At 68.8% G+C, this 16,496-nt stretch carries 16 protein-coding genes and 1 pseudogene; 8 read left to right on the top strand and 9 right to left on the bottom strand.

Going from position 1 to position 16,496, the window contains the following annotated elements:
• The first annotated feature begins 166 nt into the window (after positions 1–166).
• A pseudogene (gene cfa, locus OD750_RS12940) lies at positions 167–1,287 on the top strand (cyclopropane fatty acyl phospholipid synthase).
• Positions 1,288–1,305: 18 nt separating this feature from the next.
• Here cfa and OD750_RS12935 read toward each other — a convergent pair.
• Positions 1,306–2,166, bottom strand: a complete 861-nt coding sequence (locus tag OD750_RS12935; RefSeq protein ID WP_263545650.1) for a DMT family transporter — start codon at positions 2,164–2,166, stop codon at positions 1,306–1,308.
• A gap of 111 nt (positions 2,167–2,277) precedes the next feature.
• Here OD750_RS12935 and OD750_RS12930 point away from each other — a divergent pair, with 111 nt between their 5' ends.
• Positions 2,278–3,678, top strand: a complete 1,401-nt coding sequence (locus OD750_RS12930; protein ID WP_263545649.1) for an aminotransferase-like domain-containing protein — start codon at positions 2,278–2,280, stop codon at positions 3,676–3,678.
• A 32-nt stretch (positions 3,679–3,710) separates the two neighbouring features.
• Positions 3,711–4,424 (top strand): TetR/AcrR family transcriptional regulator, encoded by a 714-nt coding sequence (locus OD750_RS12925; RefSeq protein ID WP_263545648.1) that lies wholly within the window; start codon positions 3,711–3,713, stop codon positions 4,422–4,424.
• Here the strand turns inward: OD750_RS12925 and OD750_RS12920 are convergent, their stop codons facing one another.
• Positions 4,425–5,762 carry an aspartate aminotransferase family protein gene (locus tag OD750_RS12920; RefSeq protein ID WP_263545647.1) on the bottom strand — a complete coding sequence of 446 codons (1,338 nt, stop codon included), beginning with the start codon at positions 5,760–5,762 and terminating at the stop codon, positions 4,425–4,427.
• A gap of 120 nt (positions 5,763–5,882) precedes the next feature.
• Between OD750_RS12920 and OD750_RS12915 the strand changes: the two genes are divergently transcribed.
• Positions 5,883–7,883: an amidohydrolase family protein gene (locus OD750_RS12915; RefSeq protein WP_263545646.1), complete on the top strand. Its 2,001-nt coding sequence runs from the start codon at positions 5,883–5,885 to the stop codon at positions 7,881–7,883.
• Here OD750_RS12915 and OD750_RS12910 read toward each other — a convergent pair.
• The 7 genes from OD750_RS12910 to olsE form a co-directional block, all read right to left on the bottom strand.
• Positions 7,877–8,281: a globin gene (locus OD750_RS12910; protein ID WP_263545645.1), complete on the bottom strand. Its 405-nt coding sequence runs from the start codon at positions 8,279–8,281 to the stop codon at positions 7,877–7,879. The genes OD750_RS12915 and OD750_RS12910 overlap by 7 nt on opposite strands.
• A gap of 127 nt (positions 8,282–8,408) precedes the next feature.
• A complete protein-coding gene (locus OD750_RS12905; protein ID WP_263545644.1) occupies positions 8,409–9,173 on the bottom strand; it encodes an alpha/beta fold hydrolase in 765 nt (254 codons plus the stop codon).
• A gap of 31 nt (positions 9,174–9,204) precedes the next feature.
• Positions 9,205–9,633: an organic hydroperoxide resistance protein gene (locus OD750_RS12900; RefSeq protein WP_263545643.1), complete on the bottom strand. Its 429-nt coding sequence runs from the start codon at positions 9,631–9,633 to the stop codon at positions 9,205–9,207.
• A gap of 116 nt (positions 9,634–9,749) precedes the next feature.
• Positions 9,750–10,217, bottom strand: a complete 468-nt coding sequence (locus OD750_RS12895) for a MarR family winged helix-turn-helix transcriptional regulator (protein WP_263545642.1) — start codon at positions 10,215–10,217, stop codon at positions 9,750–9,752.
• Between the two features lie 139 nt (positions 10,218–10,356).
• A complete protein-coding gene (locus OD750_RS12890; RefSeq protein ID WP_263545641.1) occupies positions 10,357–11,397 on the bottom strand; it encodes a lactonase family protein in 1,041 nt (346 codons plus the stop codon).
• A gap of 106 nt (positions 11,398–11,503) precedes the next feature.
• Positions 11,504–12,541, bottom strand: coding sequence for an NHL repeat-containing protein (locus tag OD750_RS12885; RefSeq protein WP_263545640.1), 1,038 nt, complete (start codon positions 12,539–12,541; stop codon positions 11,504–11,506).
• 53 nt (positions 12,542–12,594) lie between these two features.
• Positions 12,595–13,518, bottom strand: coding sequence for an ornithine lipid hydroxylase OlsE (olsE, locus tag OD750_RS12880; protein WP_263545639.1), 924 nt, complete (start codon positions 13,516–13,518; stop codon positions 12,595–12,597).
• 287 nt (positions 13,519–13,805) lie between these two features.
• On the opposite strand from olsE, the gene OD750_RS12875 reads away from it, so the two are divergent.
• The 4 genes from OD750_RS12875 to OD750_RS12860 all read left to right on the top strand — a co-directional run bounded on the left by OD750_RS12875 (position 13,806) and on the right by OD750_RS12860 (position 16,444).
• Positions 13,806–15,065 (top strand): PepSY-associated TM helix domain-containing protein, encoded by a 1,260-nt coding sequence (locus OD750_RS12875; protein WP_263545638.1) that lies wholly within the window; start codon positions 13,806–13,808, stop codon positions 15,063–15,065.
• A gap of 64 nt (positions 15,066–15,129) precedes the next feature.
• Positions 15,130–15,672, top strand: coding sequence for a hypothetical protein (locus tag OD750_RS12870; RefSeq protein ID WP_263545637.1), 543 nt, complete (start codon positions 15,130–15,132; stop codon positions 15,670–15,672).
• Positions 15,673–15,754: 82 nt separating this feature from the next.
• A complete protein-coding gene (locus tag OD750_RS12865; RefSeq protein ID WP_263545636.1) occupies positions 15,755–16,009 on the top strand; it encodes a hypothetical protein in 255 nt (84 codons plus the stop codon).
• A gap of 57 nt (positions 16,010–16,066) precedes the next feature.
• Positions 16,067–16,444, top strand: coding sequence for a YbbN family protein (locus OD750_RS12860; RefSeq protein ID WP_263545635.1), 378 nt, complete (start codon positions 16,067–16,069; stop codon positions 16,442–16,444).
• The last annotated feature ends 52 nt before the right edge of the window (positions 16,445–16,496 follow it).

Here is a 16,496-nt window from a genome sequence, read left to right as displayed (position 1 = left end):
GAAGTGCCGGCCGGCGCGCGATCGATACGGTCCATGACCGACCTCCGCGGCGGGCACTTGGAAAGTGCCGAAACGGCGCCAGATGCGTTGCACGGACTTTCGGCGCCGCCATGCCCGACGTTGCGCGCGCGAGCGCCGCGGCCACGACCGCAGCGAGGGCACGGCCATGCTCGTCGAACGCCTCAGACACCGCGTGCAACAACTCCTCGCGCCGCTCGACATCGGCCTCGACGGTGCGCGCCCCTGGGACCTCGACGTCCACAACGACGCGTTCTATGCGCGCGTGCTCGCATCCGGCTCGCTCGGCCTCGGCGAGTCGTTCATGGAGGGCTGGTGGGACGCGCGCGCGCTCGACGACTTTCTCTCGCGCCTGCTCGCCGGCGGCCTCGACACCGCCGTGCGCACGCTGCCCGACTACTGGGACGCCGCTCGCGCCTGGCTCGGCAACCGCCAGAACGCGCGGCGCGCGTTCGCGGTCGGCGAGCGCCACTACGATCTCGGCAACGATCTCTACGAAGCGATGCTCGGCCGCCGCCTCGTCTACAGCTGCGGCTACTGGCGCCATGCCGCCGATCTCGACGCCGCGCAGGAGGCCAAACTCGACCTCGTCTGCCGCAAGCTGCGTCTCGAACCCGGCATGCGCGTGCTCGACATCGGCTGCGGCTGGGGCGAAACGCTGAAGTTCGCCGCCGAGCGCTACGGCGTATCCGGCGTCGGCGTGACGATCTCGCAGGAGCAGGCGGACTACGCGACGGAACTCTGCGCCGGGCTGCCGATCGAGATACGCCTGCAGGACTACCGCGACATCGACGAGCGCTACGACCGCATCCTGTCGGTCGGCATGTTCGAGCACGTCGGCGTGAAGAACTACCGCCGCTATTTCGACGTCGCGCGGCGCAACCTCGCGCCGGACGGTCTGTTTCTGCTGCATACGATCGGCACGAACCTCTCGACGCGCCGCACCGACCCGTGGATCGAGCGCTACATCTTTCCGAATTCGATGCTGCCGTCGGCCGCGCAGATCGCGCACGCGGTCGAAGGCGCGTTCGTGATCGAGGACTGGCACAACTTCGGCGCCGACTACGAACGCACGCTCACGGCCTGGCGCGACAACGTCGAACGCGCGTGGCCGCGGCTCGACGCGCAACGCTACGACGAACGCTTTCGCCGCATGTGGCGCTACTACCTGTCGGCGTCGATCGCCACGTTCCGCACGCGTCACTCGCAGTTGTGGCAATTGGTACTTTCGCCGCACGGCGTGGCGGGGGATACGTCGCGCCGCGGTGACGCGTACCCGGCAAGCGGCTAGGCAAAGCGCCGCGCAAAGCCCACGCACACCACGACGAAGCCCGTCGCGAGAACCATCGTCCACGCCACCGGCTCGTGCAGCAGCCAGCCGGCGAGCGCGAGGCCCATGAACGGCTGCAGCAGCTGCAGCTGGCCGACGCTCGCGATGCCGCCGAGCGCGAGGCCGCGGTACCAGAACACGAAGCCCACCAGCATGCTGAAGACCGAGACGTAGGCAAGGCCGAGCCACGCCGGCGCGCCGACGTCGTGCCACGACGCGGGCGCGGTGAAGCACGCCGCCGGCACCATCACGGGCAGCGACAACACGAGCGCCCACGAGATCACCTGCCAGCCGCCGAGCCGGCGCGAGAGCTTCGCGCCTTCGGCATAGCCCAGGCCGCACGCCACGATCGCGGCGATCATGAGCAGATCGCCGGCGAGCGACGCCTCGGCATCGTTGGAGAGCGCGAACGCGACGATCGTCGCGGCACCGAGCACCGAAAACAGCCAGAACGGCGGTCGCGGCCGCTCGCCGCCGCGCAGCACGCCGAATACGGCGGTGGCGAGCGGCAAGAGGCCGACGAAGACGATGGAATGCGCCGACGTGATGTGCCGCAGCGCCAGCGCCGTCAGCAGCGGAAAGCCGACCACCACGCCCAGCGCGACGATGGCGAGCGGAAAGTAGTCGCGACGCTCGGGCCGCGCCTGCCGCAGCAGCGCGAGCAGCGCCGCACCGAGCAGCGCCGCGATGACGGCGCGCGCGGACGTCAGAAACACGGGCGAAAAGCCCGCCACGGCGACGCGCGTCGCCGGCAGCGAGCCGCTGAATATCACGACGCCCAGAAGGCCGTTGCCCCACCCTTCGATCGATCCTTTCACGTCGCCCGCCGCTCGATTCGTCGCGCCTATGAAAGCCGAACGCCGCGTTCCGGATGAGATACAGTCGGGCGCGTTACCACCGAACTGTACGGGTTACGGCGACCACACACCTTGAACCGAAGTCGACCCGCACGCGCAGGCACGCAGACCGACGGCGTCGTCCAGGCGATCCGCGCACGGCTCGCGAGCCGCGCACTGACCGCCGGCGACCGCCTGCCGTCGATTCGCAGCTTCGCATCGAGCATGGGCGTATCGCCGTCCACCGTCGTGGAGGCTTACGACCGGCTCGCGGCGGAAGGCGCGATCCGCGCGCGGCGCGGTTCGGGGTTCTACGTCGCCGCGACGATCGTGCCGGCGGCTTCCACGAACGACGAAGCGCGGCGGCACGAACAGGCGGTCGATCCTTTCTGGGTCTCGCGCCAGTCGCTCGATGCCGATCCGGCGACGCTCAAGCCGGGCTGCGGCTGGCTGCCGCCGGAGTGGATGCCGGGCGACGCGCTGCGCCGTGCGATGCGTGCGGTCGCGCGCGCCGACGATGCGGGCCTCGTCGAGTACGGCGCGACACGCGGCTCGCTCGCCCTGCGCCGGCTGCTCGCGGCGCGCTGCGCGGAAGACGACGTCGACGTCGCGGTCGACCAGATTTTGCTCACCGCGTCGGGCACGCATGCGAGCGACCTGATCTGCCGGCTGCTGCTGCGCCCCGGCGACACCGTGCTCGTCGACGATCCCTGTTATTTCAACTTCCGCGCGCTGCTGCGCACGCACCAGGTGCGCGTGGCGAGCGTCCGATACACGCCGACCGGCCCGGACGTCGCGCAGTTCGAAGCCGTGCTCGCGGCGGAACGTCCGCGCCTGTACCTCACGAATTCGGCGCTGCACAATCCGACCGGCGCCACGCTGTCGGCGCAGACCGCGCACCGCGTGCTCAACCTCGCGGCGGCGCACGACGTCGTCGTCATCGAAGACGACATCTTCGCGGACTTCGAACCGGAACCTTCGCCGCGCCTCGCGGCGCTCGACGGCCTCGATCGCGTGATTCGCGTCGGCAGTTTCTCCAAGACGCTGTCGGCATCGGTGCGCTGCGGCTACATCGCGGCGCGCGCGGACCGGATCGAGCAGCTCGTCGACCTGCAGGTCGCCACCAATTTCGGCGGGCCGAGCCCGCTCGCGACCGCGCTGATCGCCCACGTGCTGGCCGGCGGCAGCTACCGCAAACACATCGAAACGGTGCGGCGGCGGCTGGCGCGTGCGCGGCGCGACGCGGCCGGCGCGTTGCAGCGCGTCGGCGTCGAACCGTGGCTGATGCCGCGCGGCGGCTTCTATCTGTGGTGCCGTCTGCCCGAAGGCGCGGACTCGGCGGACGTCGCGCGCGCGGCGCTGAAACGCAACGTGGTGCTCGCGCCGGGCAACGTGTTCAGCGCCTCGCAGTCGGCCGCCGCCTTCATGCGATTCAACGTCGCGCAATGCGTCGATCCGCAGGTGATGCGCGTGCTCGAGGCGACCATCGCCTAGACGCCCGCGCGCGCATCCCGCACGATGCGCGCATGGCGAAATCCACCGACACGCGCAGGCGCCGCGCCGCGACGAAGCCCGCACTCACCCGACAGATCGTCATCGACGCCGCGCTCGCGCAGATCGACGCGCACGGCGTCGACGCCTTCAATCTGCGCGCGCTCGCCGATCGCCTCGGCGTCTATCCCACCGCGATCTACTGGCACGTGCCGAACAAGACCGCGATCCTCGCCGAAGTGGCGGCTGCGGTGTTCCGCGACGTGGCGCCGCCGCGCGACGGCCGCGCGTGGCGCGACTACCTGCGCCTCGTGTTTCACCGCTATCGCGAATCGGCGCGGCGCCACCCGAACGTCGCGCCGCTCGTGGGCGCGCAGCTCGTCGGCAACGTCAGCATCGATTTCGATTTCGTCGAAGGCATTCTCGGCGCGCTCGTCGACGCGGGCCTGGCGGGCGCGAAACTCTCGGCCGGCTACAACGCCGTGTTCGCGTCGCTGATCGGCTTCGTGATCCAGGAATTCTCGCCGATGCCGGAAGACGACACGGCGCAATGGCAATCGGCCGTGCAGCAGCGCCTGCTCGGCGTCGACCCCGAACGCCATCCGGTTCTCGCCGCGAACCTGCCGCTGCTCGCGAACAAGGCGTTCGTGCTGCGCTGGCAGAACGGCAGCGAGGCGCCGCTCGACGCGGCGTTCGATGCGTTCGTCGGTCAGGTGATCGCCGGCGTGGAAAGTCTGCGCGACGCGTGACTACGCCGACACGCGTTCGAACGCGCTTGCGACAGCCTTTGCAAATTTGTCGGCGATTTCGTCAACGAGCGATTCGGGCACGTTGAACGGCGGTGCGATGAGCACGTGATCGCCGACGACGCCGTCGATCGTGCCGCTGCCGGGATAGACGCCGACGCCGGCATCGAGCGCGGCGTTCTTCACGCGTTCGGCGACGCCGTCCGACGCCGCGAAAGGGCAGCGCGCCGCGCGATCGGCGAGAAATTCGACGCCGACGAACAGGCCGCGACCGCGTACGTCGGCGACGTGCGGATGCTCGGACAGCGCCGCGCGCAGGTTGGTCTGCAGCCGCTCGCCGAGATCGCGCGACCGCGCGATCAGCCCCTCGGCCTCGACGATCGTCTGCACGGCGAGCGCCGCGGCGCAGGCGACCGGATGCGCCTGGTACGTCTGGCCGTGCGAAAACGCCGCCGAGCCGCGCCACAGCGCGTGCACGACGCGCTCGCCGACGAGCACCGCGCCGATCGGCTGGTAGCCGCCGCCCAGGCCCTTGCCGATCGTCTGGATATCGGGCGCGACGCCGTCGGCCTCCCATGCGTGCGGCACGCCGGTACGTCCGAGGCCGCACATCACCTCGTCGAGAATCAGGAGCGCGCCGTAACGCTCGCACACGGCGCGCATCGCGGCGAAATAGCCGGGCACCGCGGCGACGCAGCCCGTCGTCGCGCCGACCACGGTTTCGGCGCAGAACGCCATCACGCGATGCGGACCGACGCGTTGAAATTCGGCGTCGAGTTCCAGCGCGAGCCGGGCGACGTACGCCGCGTCGTCTTCGTCGGCACGGCGATGATGAAACGCGAAGCACGGCGACACATGGCTCACGTGCACCGGCAGCAGCGCCTCGTACAGCGCGCGGCGCGCGCGGTGGCCGCCGACGCCGAGCGCCGCGAGCGTCGCGCCGTGATAGCTCTGGCGCCGCGCGATCGCATGCACGCGCCCGGGTTCGCCGCGCTCGACGAAGTATTGCCGCGCGAGCTTCAACGCCGCCTCCATCGCCTCGGAGCCGGACGAGACGAACAGCGCGCGCGACAGGCCGCCGGGCCGATGCCCGACGAGTTTTTCGGCCAGCGCTTCGGCCGGTTCGGACGTGAAGAAGCCGGTGTGCGCATAGGCCAGGCGGGCCGCCTGATGCGTCATCGCCTGGATCACCCGCGCGTCGCCGTGGCCGATGCACGCGACCGCGGCGCCGCCGCTGGCGTCGACGATGCGGCGGCCGTCGGCCAGCACGAGCATCGGCCCTTCGCCGCGCAGCGCGAGCGGCGAGCGTTGGGACAGCGAACGTTGCAGCACGGCAGTCATGACGTTTCCTGTACTTCGTTCATCGAATTGGTCACACCGCTTCGTTTTATCGGTCGGCGTTTGACACCCATCATTGTACGTTGTACAACAAACGTCAATCGCCCTCTCGCGGAGCACGTCATGCGCCTGCCCGTTGCGTTCGCCCTGGTTCTTGCGTCTTCGATCGCCGCCGCCGCGCCGCGTGCGCGCACCGACACCTACCTCATGCTCGGCAACGCCGCCGGCACGCAGACCGTCGCCGAACAGGCCGACGGCAGCGTGCGCGCGGAGTACTCGTACAACGACCGCGACCATGGCGATCACATCGTCGCGACGTGGACGCTCGACGACGCGGGCCTGCTCGTCGCCTATCGCGGCAAGGGCCACAATTACATGAAGGCGCCGGTCGACGAGCAGTTCCGTATCGCGCACGGCAAGGCGAGCTGGAAGTCGCTCGACGAGGCCGGCGACAGCGCGAACACGAAGGCTTTCTTCCTGCCGGCGAACGCGCCGCCGGAAGTCGTCGGCGTGCTGGCGCGCGCGCTGCTCAAGGCGCCCGACCGCCGTCTGGCGCTGCTGCCGAGCGGCGAGGCGCGCATCGAGGCGGCCGGCGAACTCGTCGTCGGCGACGGCGCGTCGAAGACGACGGTGACGCACTACCGCATCACGGGGCTCGGGTTTTCGCCGTCGTCGGTCTGGCTCGATCGCAACGGCGATACGTGGCTCGCGTCGCAGTGGGTGTCGGTCGTGCCGAAGGGCCGCGAAGCGCAGGCGGCGAAGCTCGTCGCCGAGCAGGACGCCGCCGAGAACGCGTGGCATGCGTCGCTCGCGCAGCGGATCGCCCGCCAGCCCGCGGGCGATCTCGTGATTCGCAACGCGCGCGTGTTCGATCCGCGCGATCTCGCCGTCACGCCCGGCACGAGCGTGCTCGTCCGCGGCGAGCGCATCGTGCGCGTCGCGCCCGACGCGCAGATCGCGGCGCCCGGCGCCGAAGTCGTCGACGCGCGCGGGCGCTTTCTGATGCCCGGGCTATGGGACAACCACCAGCATTTCGGCGGCATCGACGGCCTGCTCGACATCGCCTGCGGCGTGACCAGCGCGCGCGATCTGGCGAACGACCCCGACACGTTCCTCGCGCGCGTCGCGCGCTTCGACGCCGGCACCGAAATCGGTCCGCGCGTGTTCAAGGCCGGCATGATCGACGGCAGCGGCAAGTATTCCGGTCCGACGAAGATGCACGTCGACACCGCCGAGGAGGCCAGGCACGCGGTCGATTGGTTCGCCGACCGCGGATACGTGCAGATCAAGACGTACATGTCGATCAAGCCGGAACTCGTGCCGTTGATCGCCGATCTCGCGCACGCGCGCGGCATGCGCGTGTCGGGTCACGTACCGTCGCTGATGTCGGCCGAACAGTTCGTCGAGGCCGGCGCCGACGAATTGCAACATTTCAATTATTTCGTTCTCGACCTGTTGTGGCCCGACGTGAAGGAAACGAACCGGCAGAGCGAGCGCTTCGGCAAGGTGGCCGAGCACGCGCGCGATTTTCCGCCGGACCATCCGCGTGTACGGGCGTTTCTCGCTTTTCTCGTCAAGCACCGCACCGTGCTCGACCCGACGCTCGGCCTGTTCGAAATGCGCTTCGCCGGCGATCCGAAACAGCCGATTCCGGGCCTGGAAACCGTCGCGCCGCGCTTTCCGCCCGAAATGCGGCGCGCGCTGCGCAGCGCGTCGTACGAGGCGCCGAAAGGCCAGGAAGCCGCCTATCGCGAAGCGCTGCCGGTGATGCTCGCGCTGCTCAAGGCCGCGCACGACGCCGGCGTCACGATCGTGCCCGGCACCGACGCGCTGGCCGGCTATCTGCTGCATCACGAACTCGAACTGTACGCGCGCGCCGGCATCGAACCCGCGCGAGTGCTGCGCATGGCCACGCTGACGTCGGCGCAGGTGATGGGCGCGGACGACCGGCTCGGCGTGATCGCGGCCGGCAAGCTCGCCGACATGGTGCTGATCGACGGCGATCCGACGCGCGACATCGCGCAGGTGCGCCGCGTCGATCTCGTGCTCAAAGGCGGAAAAGTGTACGACCCGGCGCAGATCGAGGCCGCGCTCGGCATGGCGCCGCGCGACAGGACTCAGTAGCAGGCGGCGAAGCGGTCGCAGACGTGGCGCATCGCCGCGCGCCAGCGCGCGAGCAGCGCTGCGTCGACTTCGGGATCGTTTTCGGTGATCGCCTGGATCAGGCTGTCGATCCAGTACGGATAAAGGCCGGGCGTCACCGGCGTGCGGCCGTCGCGCGAGTGCACGCGCGCCATGTGGTCGGTCGTGCGCGCGACGATGCCGCTGCCGGCCGCGTACGAGATCGCGACGCTGATGCCGCGACGCAGCGCGAGACGCTGCTTGGAGAAGTCGGTGCGCTCGAACATCGGCGGAATCGACGGATGGCTCGCGAGAAATATCTCGTAGAAGCGCGTGATGAAATCCTTGTTGCGCAGGCAGCGGCCGTAACTTTGCTGCAAATCGTCGTAGTTGTCGGACAAGGCGTCGTGGTCGCGAGGGAAAGGGCACGAGTATCGCGTGCGACGCAAGCGCTCCGGTGCGGCACGATGTCGCAACGAAAAACCCCGCGACGGGCGCGGGATTTTCCAGAACTTTACATTGCCGACATTATTTCAGGCCGTTCGCCGCATCGATGATGGCTTTGGCCACGACCTTCGGATGCGAGACCATCGGCACGTGGCTCGACGGCAGCGCGACGCGCGTCGCCTTGATCTTCGCCGCGAACTCGTTCTGCAGCGCCGGGTCGATCATGTGGTCCTGTTCGGCCACGATGTACCAGTTCGGCCTGCCCTGCCACGCGGCGGCATCCACTTTCTCGGCGAAGTTCGCACCGCGGATCGCGCCCTGCGTCGCGTAGATCAGCGCCGTCTGCTTCGGCGAGAGATCCTGCGCGAAATGCTTGGCGACCGTCTCCTTCGACAGGCTGACGAAGCCGGCCGCATCGACCACGGGGCTCGCGAGGCCCGGCGGCGTCGCGCGACCCTTGGTCGTGTCTTCGACCGACTGCCCGGCCGACGGCGCGAACGCCGCGACGTAGACGAGCGCGCCGACCTTGTCGTCGTTGCCGGCCTGCGTGATCACGGTGCCGCCCCACGAATGGCCGACGAGCACGACCTTGCCGGGCTGGTTCGCGATGGCGCGCTTCGTGAACGCGACGTCGTCGGCGAGCGAGGTCAGCGGATTCTGCACCGCGATCACATTGAGGCCCTGGGCGGTCAGGAGCGGAATCACTTCGTTCCACGACGAGCCGTCGGCGAACGCGCCGTGCACGAGCACGACGGAAACGGGCGGCTTGGCCGCATCGGCGGCGTTGGCGTTGGCGCCGCCCAGGGCGAGCGCGGCGGCGGCGAGTACGGCATACAGGGTTTTCATGGCTTGAGTCTCTGGTTGAGTTGGCCGGGATTTATTCGACGACGACGAGCTTGACGTCGATGTTGCCGCGCGTCGCGTTCGAGTACGGGCACACGACGTGCGCCTTCGCCACGAGCGCTTCGAGCGTCTCGCGCGGCACGCCCGGCGCGCGGATGCGCAGTTCGGCTTCGATGCCGAAGCCGGTGGCGATCGGGCCGATGCCGACGCTGCCTTCGATCGACGTGTCGGCCGGCAGAGCGACCTTTTCCTTGCCGGCCACGAACTTCAGCGCGCCGATGAAGCAAGCCGAGTAGCCGGCCGCGAACAGCTGTTCGGGGTTCGTGCCTTCGCCGCCGGCACCGCCGAGCTCGCGCGGCGTGGTCAGCTTCACGTCGAGCACGCCGTCGGAAGAGACGGCCTTGCCGTCACGGCCGCCGGTGGCGGTGGCATGGGCGGTGTAGAGCACTTTTTCGATGGACATGGCGCAACTCCTTGGGTGGTGGGACTACGGATGAATGGGACTGTTGGGCTCGAAATGAATCGCCAGCTATTAAATCGTGCGCTATTTATACGACGAACGAACGGGAAGTCGACGGTTCATTCGCTGCGCATCAGATTCGACCGCAGCGCCTCGATGCTCGACTTCATGGACAACAACTCGTCAAGCGTGCAGCCGGTGGCGCAGAAGAGACCTTGCGGAACGACTTTCGCTTTCGCCTTCAACGCGCGGCCGCGCTCGCTCAGCGCGACGATGACCTGGCGCTCGTCGCCGGCGGCGCGCGTGCGGGTGACGAAGCCCGCGCTTTCCAGCCGCTTGAGCAGCGGCGTCAGCGTGGCCGAATCGAGAAACAGGCGCTCGCCGATCTCCGACACCGTCACCGCGTCGCTCTCCCACAGCACCAGCATCACGAGGTACTGCGGATACGTCAGGTCGAACGGCTTGAGCAGCTTGCGGTAGACCTTGTTCAGCGCGAGGTTCGTCGAGTACAGCGCGAAGCAGAGCTGGCTGTCGAGGGCCTGCGGTGCCGGGGCTGCATTCTTCGGGTTGGCGCTTGGCGTCTTCATGGGGCGAGAGATTACATAGCGCGCTATTTAATTGCAAGCTATTATTTATCGACATTGGTCGAACTCGCCGGCGCGTTCGTCGCACCGGCCTCGCGACGGGACGGCGCACCGGCGCCGCCCCGTCGCGCCCGGCGGGCGCTCAGTCGGCGGCGTCGAAGCGATCGGCAAATATCCAGTCGGCGCCCGGCACCGCGACGATTCCGACGGGCTCCTCAAAGCCCGTCCGCGACCCGGCGATGCGGCGCACCGGCGCGGCGTTGCCGGTCGCCGTGCGCGCGAACGCGAGTACCGACGAATTCGGCAAGCCGGACGTGCCCGACACCACGTACAGACGATCGGTGAGGGCGTCGTACGTGATCGCGCGGCCGTAGACGATGCCCAGATCCGGTCCTTCGAGCACGCGCGTCGGCGCGACGTTGCCGCTCGCGTCCTGCGCGAACGTGACGATGCGCCAGTCGTCGCCGTCGCGCACGAGCGCGACGAGCTCGCCGTGCGCGGGCACGTATGCGAGGCCCGCGACGTGATCGCCGAGCCGCGTCGCCGCGCCTTCGATCGCGCGCGTCGGCGCGGCGTCGCCGCTCGCGGTGCGTGCGAAGAACAGGAGTTCGCCGCGGTTGGCGCCGCCCTGCCCCGGCACGATGTCGGCGACGACGACTTCGTCGGTCGCGGCGAGATAGTGGACGTTGACCGGACTGTCCAGGCGCGACGGCCCGCCCGTGCCGCCCCAGAAGATCTGGCGCCGCGCGCTGACGCTGCCGTCGGCCGTGCGAGGGAACGTCGAGAGGCAGCAGCCCGACACGATCGCGATGAGCTCGTCGTGTGCGGCGTCGACGGTCACCTGGCGCGGCTGTCCGAGGGGCCCGGTCAACGTGCGCAGCGGCGTGGCGTTGCCCGACGCGCCCGCCGGATAGACGCGGATCGCGCGGCCGTAGAAGTCCGACACGTACACCACGTTTTCGACCGGCTCGTACGCAAGATGCAGCGGCGATTCGAGGACGTTGCCGTCCTGCTGCGTCGTCAGGCTCGCGAGCGGCGCGCGGTTGCCGCTCTGCTCCGGTCCGAAGCGCAGCACCGGGCCCGGCGCGACGCCGCGGTAGTCGCCGACGAGCACGTCGGCGCTCGCGATCTTCGCGGCCGCATACGCGCATAGCGCGGCGATGGAAAGCAGTCGGCGAAACATGGTCGGCTCCTTGACGGGTATGCCGACCAGGACGGAAAAGCGCACGCAAAGCTGTAACGGCGCGCAGCGACGCGATCGCCGACGCGCAACGATCGCGCCTGCGCGCTCAGCCCGCGTCGAATCCGTCGACGAAGACGCGATCGCCGGGCGGCACGGCGACGAGGCCGGTCGGCCCCTGCATCGTCGTGTTCGAACCCGCGATGCGGCGCACCGGCGCGACATTGCCGCTCGCGGTGCGGGGAAACGCGAGCAGCGCCCTGTTCGGCGAATTGAACGCGCCCGACGCGACGTACAGCCGGTCGGTGCTCGCGTCGTAGGTCATCGCGCCGGGATTTTCGATGCCGAGGTCCGGTCCCTCGATCGTGCGCAGCGGCGCGACGTTTCCGCTCGCGGTTTGCGCGAACGTCACGATGCGATACGTGCCGGCGGCGCCCGTCAGCGCGTGCAGTTCGCCGTGCTGCGGCGAGTATGCGAGCCCCGCGACGTAGTCGCCGAGCTTCGTTGCTGCGCCTTCGATCGTTCGCACGGGCGCGGGATATCCGTTGGCCGTGCGCGCGAAGAACAGCAGCACGCCGCTGGCGACGCCTGCCGCGTACTGCACGTCGGAGACGACGACCTCGTCGCTCGCGGCGAGATGGTACAGATGCACCGGATTGTTCAGCCGCGTGGCGCTCCCGGGAACGCCGCCCCACCCGATATTGCGCAGCGGAAACTCCACGCTGCCGCTCGCATCGAGCGGAAACGTCGAGACGCAGCAGTTCTGCGCGACGACGAGAAGCTCGTTGTGCACACGGTCGATCGCGCTCTGGCGCGGCTGGCCGAGCCGCGGCGACGTCAGCGTGCGAAAGGGCAAGGCGTTGCCCGATGCGTCGGCGGCATAGACGCGAATCGCCTGGCCGTAGTAGTCCGACACGAAGACGACGTCGAGGACCGGCTCGTACGTCAGGTGCAGCGGCGTTTGCAGTTCGACGTCGCCGCCGGTGGTCCAGAAACTCGCGAGCGGCGCGCGGTTGCCGGTCTGCTCGGGACCGAAGCGCAGTACGGGGCCGGGCGCACCCGAGCGGTAGTCGCCGACGAGGATGTCGGCGCGCGAGGCGCACGCGAACGCGGCGAGCAGCAACGGGAAAACGAGGCGACGCGACATGACCGGCTCCGACGAAGGACTGCCGATCTCAACGCAAAACGATGCGCCAAACCTCAATGCGCCGCGTCGTCGCCCATGATTTCGCGCACGCCGCGCCGGTGGAACGGCTGCACGAGCTGGGCCAGAAACCCTTTCGCGATGCGGCCGTGGATGCCGATGTCGGCCGGCGGCGGACGGTCCGGGTTGTAGTACGTGCCGAACAGCTGGTCCCACAGCACGAGGTTTTCGCCGTAGTTGCGATTGCCCTCTTCGAGCAGCTTCGAATGGTGCCAGCGGTGCAGGCGCGGCGTGGACAGGAACCAGTCGATCGGTCCGGTGCGCATGACGACGTTGCAGTGCGTGAGGATGCCCGTCACCGCGGTGACCGCGCTGATCCACAGGAACACCGGCAGCGGCGCACCGAGGAAGTACAGCGGAATCTGCCCGAGCGCGGCCTTGAAGCAGGTGTCGACGATATGGAAGCGGCCGGTATTGACCACCCACAGCCGCTCGACGCTGTGGTGCAGCGCGTGGAAGCGCCAGAACTTCGGCCATTCGTGCGCGATGCGGTGCGCGGCGTACAGGCCGAGTTCGGCGATGACGAGGCCGAGCGCCACCTGCGCGAACAGCGGCCATTCGCCCGGCCACAGCCCGGCGGCCGGATGCGTCTGCGGCTGCACCGCGATCGCGGTGGCCATCGTCGCCGTCGACACGAGCGCGGCGGCAATCTGTACCAATCCCTTGGTGAACAATGTATGGGCGACGTTCGTGCCGGTCTCGCCGTCTTCGGCGAGCCACAGCGGCTCGTGCGGCGAGAATCGCTCGAGCACCGCGATGATCGCGATCAGCGACAGGTAGACGACGTTGAACCACAACAGCGGCCGAGCGCTGCCGAGCGCGAGATACGCGCCGTACAGCCCGCCGACGTACAACACGGGCCACCAGACGTACGACAGCGCCCTCGACAACCGGCTTTCGCCGATCACAACCGTAGCCATTGCGCGCACCTTCCCTATCGCTGTTGCCGTGCGAGCCGCGCATGCTGCGTCACGCACGTTGCGTCCGCGTTGCTGAGCCCGCCGGCCGATTAGACACAGCGGCGGCGCGCCCGGCAACACTTTCGCTCGCGGCGCCGCGGCGCCGTCGCGGAAGCTGCGCGCGGCGTTCAGGCGCGTGCGGCGGATACCGACCGAGGGCGCAGTCGCCTGGGCCGAAAGTCGCAGCACCTTGCTTACGGGCGCATGCGGACTACAATGCGAATGATTCGCAATACCCTGAACGAACCATGCGCCCATTCCTCACCCTGCTGCATCGCTGGTTCGGCCTCGCCGCGGCGCTGTTCCTGATCGTCTCGGGCCTGACCGGCGCGGTGATCTCGTGGGATCACGAGCTCGACGAGTGGCTCAATCCGCAGCTGTTTCACGCGCGCAGCGGCGCCGAAGCGACGGCGCGTCCGGCGCTCGAGCTCGCCGCGCAGTACGAAGCGTCGGACCCGCGCGTGCGGGTGAGCTACCTGCCGCTCGCGACCGAACCGGGGCATACGCTGATGATGTCGGTCGATCCGCGCATCGATCCGGCCACCGGCAAGGCGTTCGATCTCGACTTCAACCAGGTGGCGCTCGACCCCGCTACCGGCGAGGTGCAGGGCAAGCGGTTCTGGGGCGCCATCTCGCTGACGCGCGAGAACCTTTTGCCGTTTTTGTACAAATTGCACTACACGATGCACATCCCGGACGGCTGGGGCGTCGAGCTCGGTCTGTGGTTCATGGGCATCATCGCGATCGTCTGGGTGTTCGACTGCTTCGTCGCGCTGTGGCTGTCGTTTCCGAAGTGGAGCCTGTGGCGCAGGTCGTTCGCGTTCCGCTGGCGCAAGGGCGGCCACGTGCTGAACTTCGACCTGCACCGCTCCGGCGGCGTGATCGTATGGCTGCTGCTACTCGTGCTCGCGGTCACGGCGGTGTCGATGAACCTCGGCGCGCAGGTGATGCGGCCGGTGGTGTCGTGGTTCTCGCCGCTGTCGCCGGACATCTACGCCGACCGCACGCCGAACGATCTCGACAAACCGATCGCGCCGGGCATCGCACGCGAAAGCGCGCTGGCGATCGGACGTGCCGAAGCGGCGAAGCGCGGGTGGACCGCGTCGGCGGGCGCGATCTACTACGCTTCGTACTACGGCACCTACGGCATCGGCTTCTTCGAACTCGGGCAGGACCACGGCGACGGCGGCCTCGGCAACCCGTGGCTGTACTTCGAAGGCAAGGACGGCGCGCCGGCCGGCGGCTTCGTGCCGGGCACCGGCAGCGCGGGCGACATCTTCATGCAGGCGCAGTTTCCGCTGCACTCCGGACGCATACTCGGCATCCCGGGGCGCGTGCTGATTTCGGCGATGGGGCTCATCGTCGCGATGCTGTCGATCACGGGCCTCGTGATCTGGGCGAAGAAGCGCGCGGTGCGGGTACGCGGGGCGCAGCGGCGCGGTGCGAAGGCGGGCGAACGCGCCGACGACGCTACCGAGGTTCCGGCGCTGGCGCGCGCCGGCGAGTGAGTTGCGGCGGCATCGCGGTTGTCGACATAGTCGGAACACCGCACACATCCACGCGAGTCGCGAAATGCCGGCCGATCAGCATGCATTGCTCAGAGCACGCCTGCGCGCGCTCCCCAAGGTGCTTCCGCCGGCGCCCTGGCGCCGCTCGACCGTCATGGCCGTCGGCGGCCTGCGCGCGGCCGGCTTCGACCGCGACTCGGAGCTGCTGCTCGTCGTTTCCGCGTCGGGGCGCAGCGTCATCGACTGCCGCACCGGCGAAAAGATCGCGCGCGACCCGAGCGACTATTGGGAAGACCAACAACTGCTCGAAGCCGAAGGCATCGGCCCGCTCGCCGGCAAGACGCTGCGCGTCGCCGGCCTGACCGGCGGCGGCTTGCCGCTGTACACCTCGGACGGCTGGTCGATTGAACTCGCCGCGCCCGATTGGCCGGACACGGACGTGCTGCTGAAGGAGCCCGATTCCCATCCGCACGATTCGTCACGGGAACAACCCGCCGCCATGCACAAGCTGCATACGGAATCGGAACTGCGCGCCTGCGGTTTTTCCTGCACCGGCCGGAGCTTCATCGTCGGCACGCCGAGCGATCTTGCGGTCTATACGCGATAGGGCCGGCACGAGAGTCGGCGTCGCGAAGCATAAAATCAGGCATGATCGCGAACCTCTCAGCCGATACGCGTGCCGCCGCTCGATGAAACTCCTCGCCGGGCTCGCCGCCACGCTCGTCGCGACGTTCTTCGCGCTCATCGTTGCGATCCATCACTTCGACACGCTGTCGTTTCTCGTCTGCCCGAAGGAATTCAACGCCGAGGGCATCCTGTGCCGCTTCGCCGGACTCGGAATCACGGCCGCGCTGGTTCCGATCTGCGGCGTCGCCGTCGCCGTCGCGACGTGGCTGTGGCTGCTGTCGCGCGAGAAGCGCGCCGCCCGCGATGCGGACGCTTGAATTCGCCGTCGCGCGAACCCACTCGTTGCGCGTCTTCCCCGCGATGCGGATCGTTCGATGAGCGACAGCGCCGTTCCCGATTTCTTCGACCGCTTCGCGATGCGCGCCGTCACGAGCGCGCAGCTCGACGCCGTGCTCGACGAAGACGCACCGCCGCTGACCATCCTGTTTTTGTGGGGCCGCGACTGTCCGAACTGCGACATCGCCAAGCGCGCATTGCTCGCGCGGCCCGACCGTTTCCACTGGCCCGCCGTGCGCTGGCTGCACGACAACGTCTACGACGACGAGGCGATGGCGCATCGCTTCGGCCTGCACGGCATTCCGGTGTTCTTCGTGTTTCGCGGCGCGCGCAAGATCGGGCGCATCACGTCGTGGCCCGGTCCGGAGGCGTTCGTCGAGGCAATCGACAAGCAGATCGCCGAACTGCAAACCTGAACAGCGCGAGCCGGAAGAAAGAACATCGCGTCCTTTCTTCCGGCTCGCCTTA

The organism is Tahibacter soli (assembly GCF_025717065.2).
Lineage (GTDB): Bacteria > Pseudomonadota > Gammaproteobacteria > Xanthomonadales > Rhodanobacteraceae > Tahibacter > Tahibacter soli.
The sequence above is the reverse complement of the archived record's forward strand: the minus strand, read 5'-3'. Positions and strand labels throughout refer to the sequence as shown.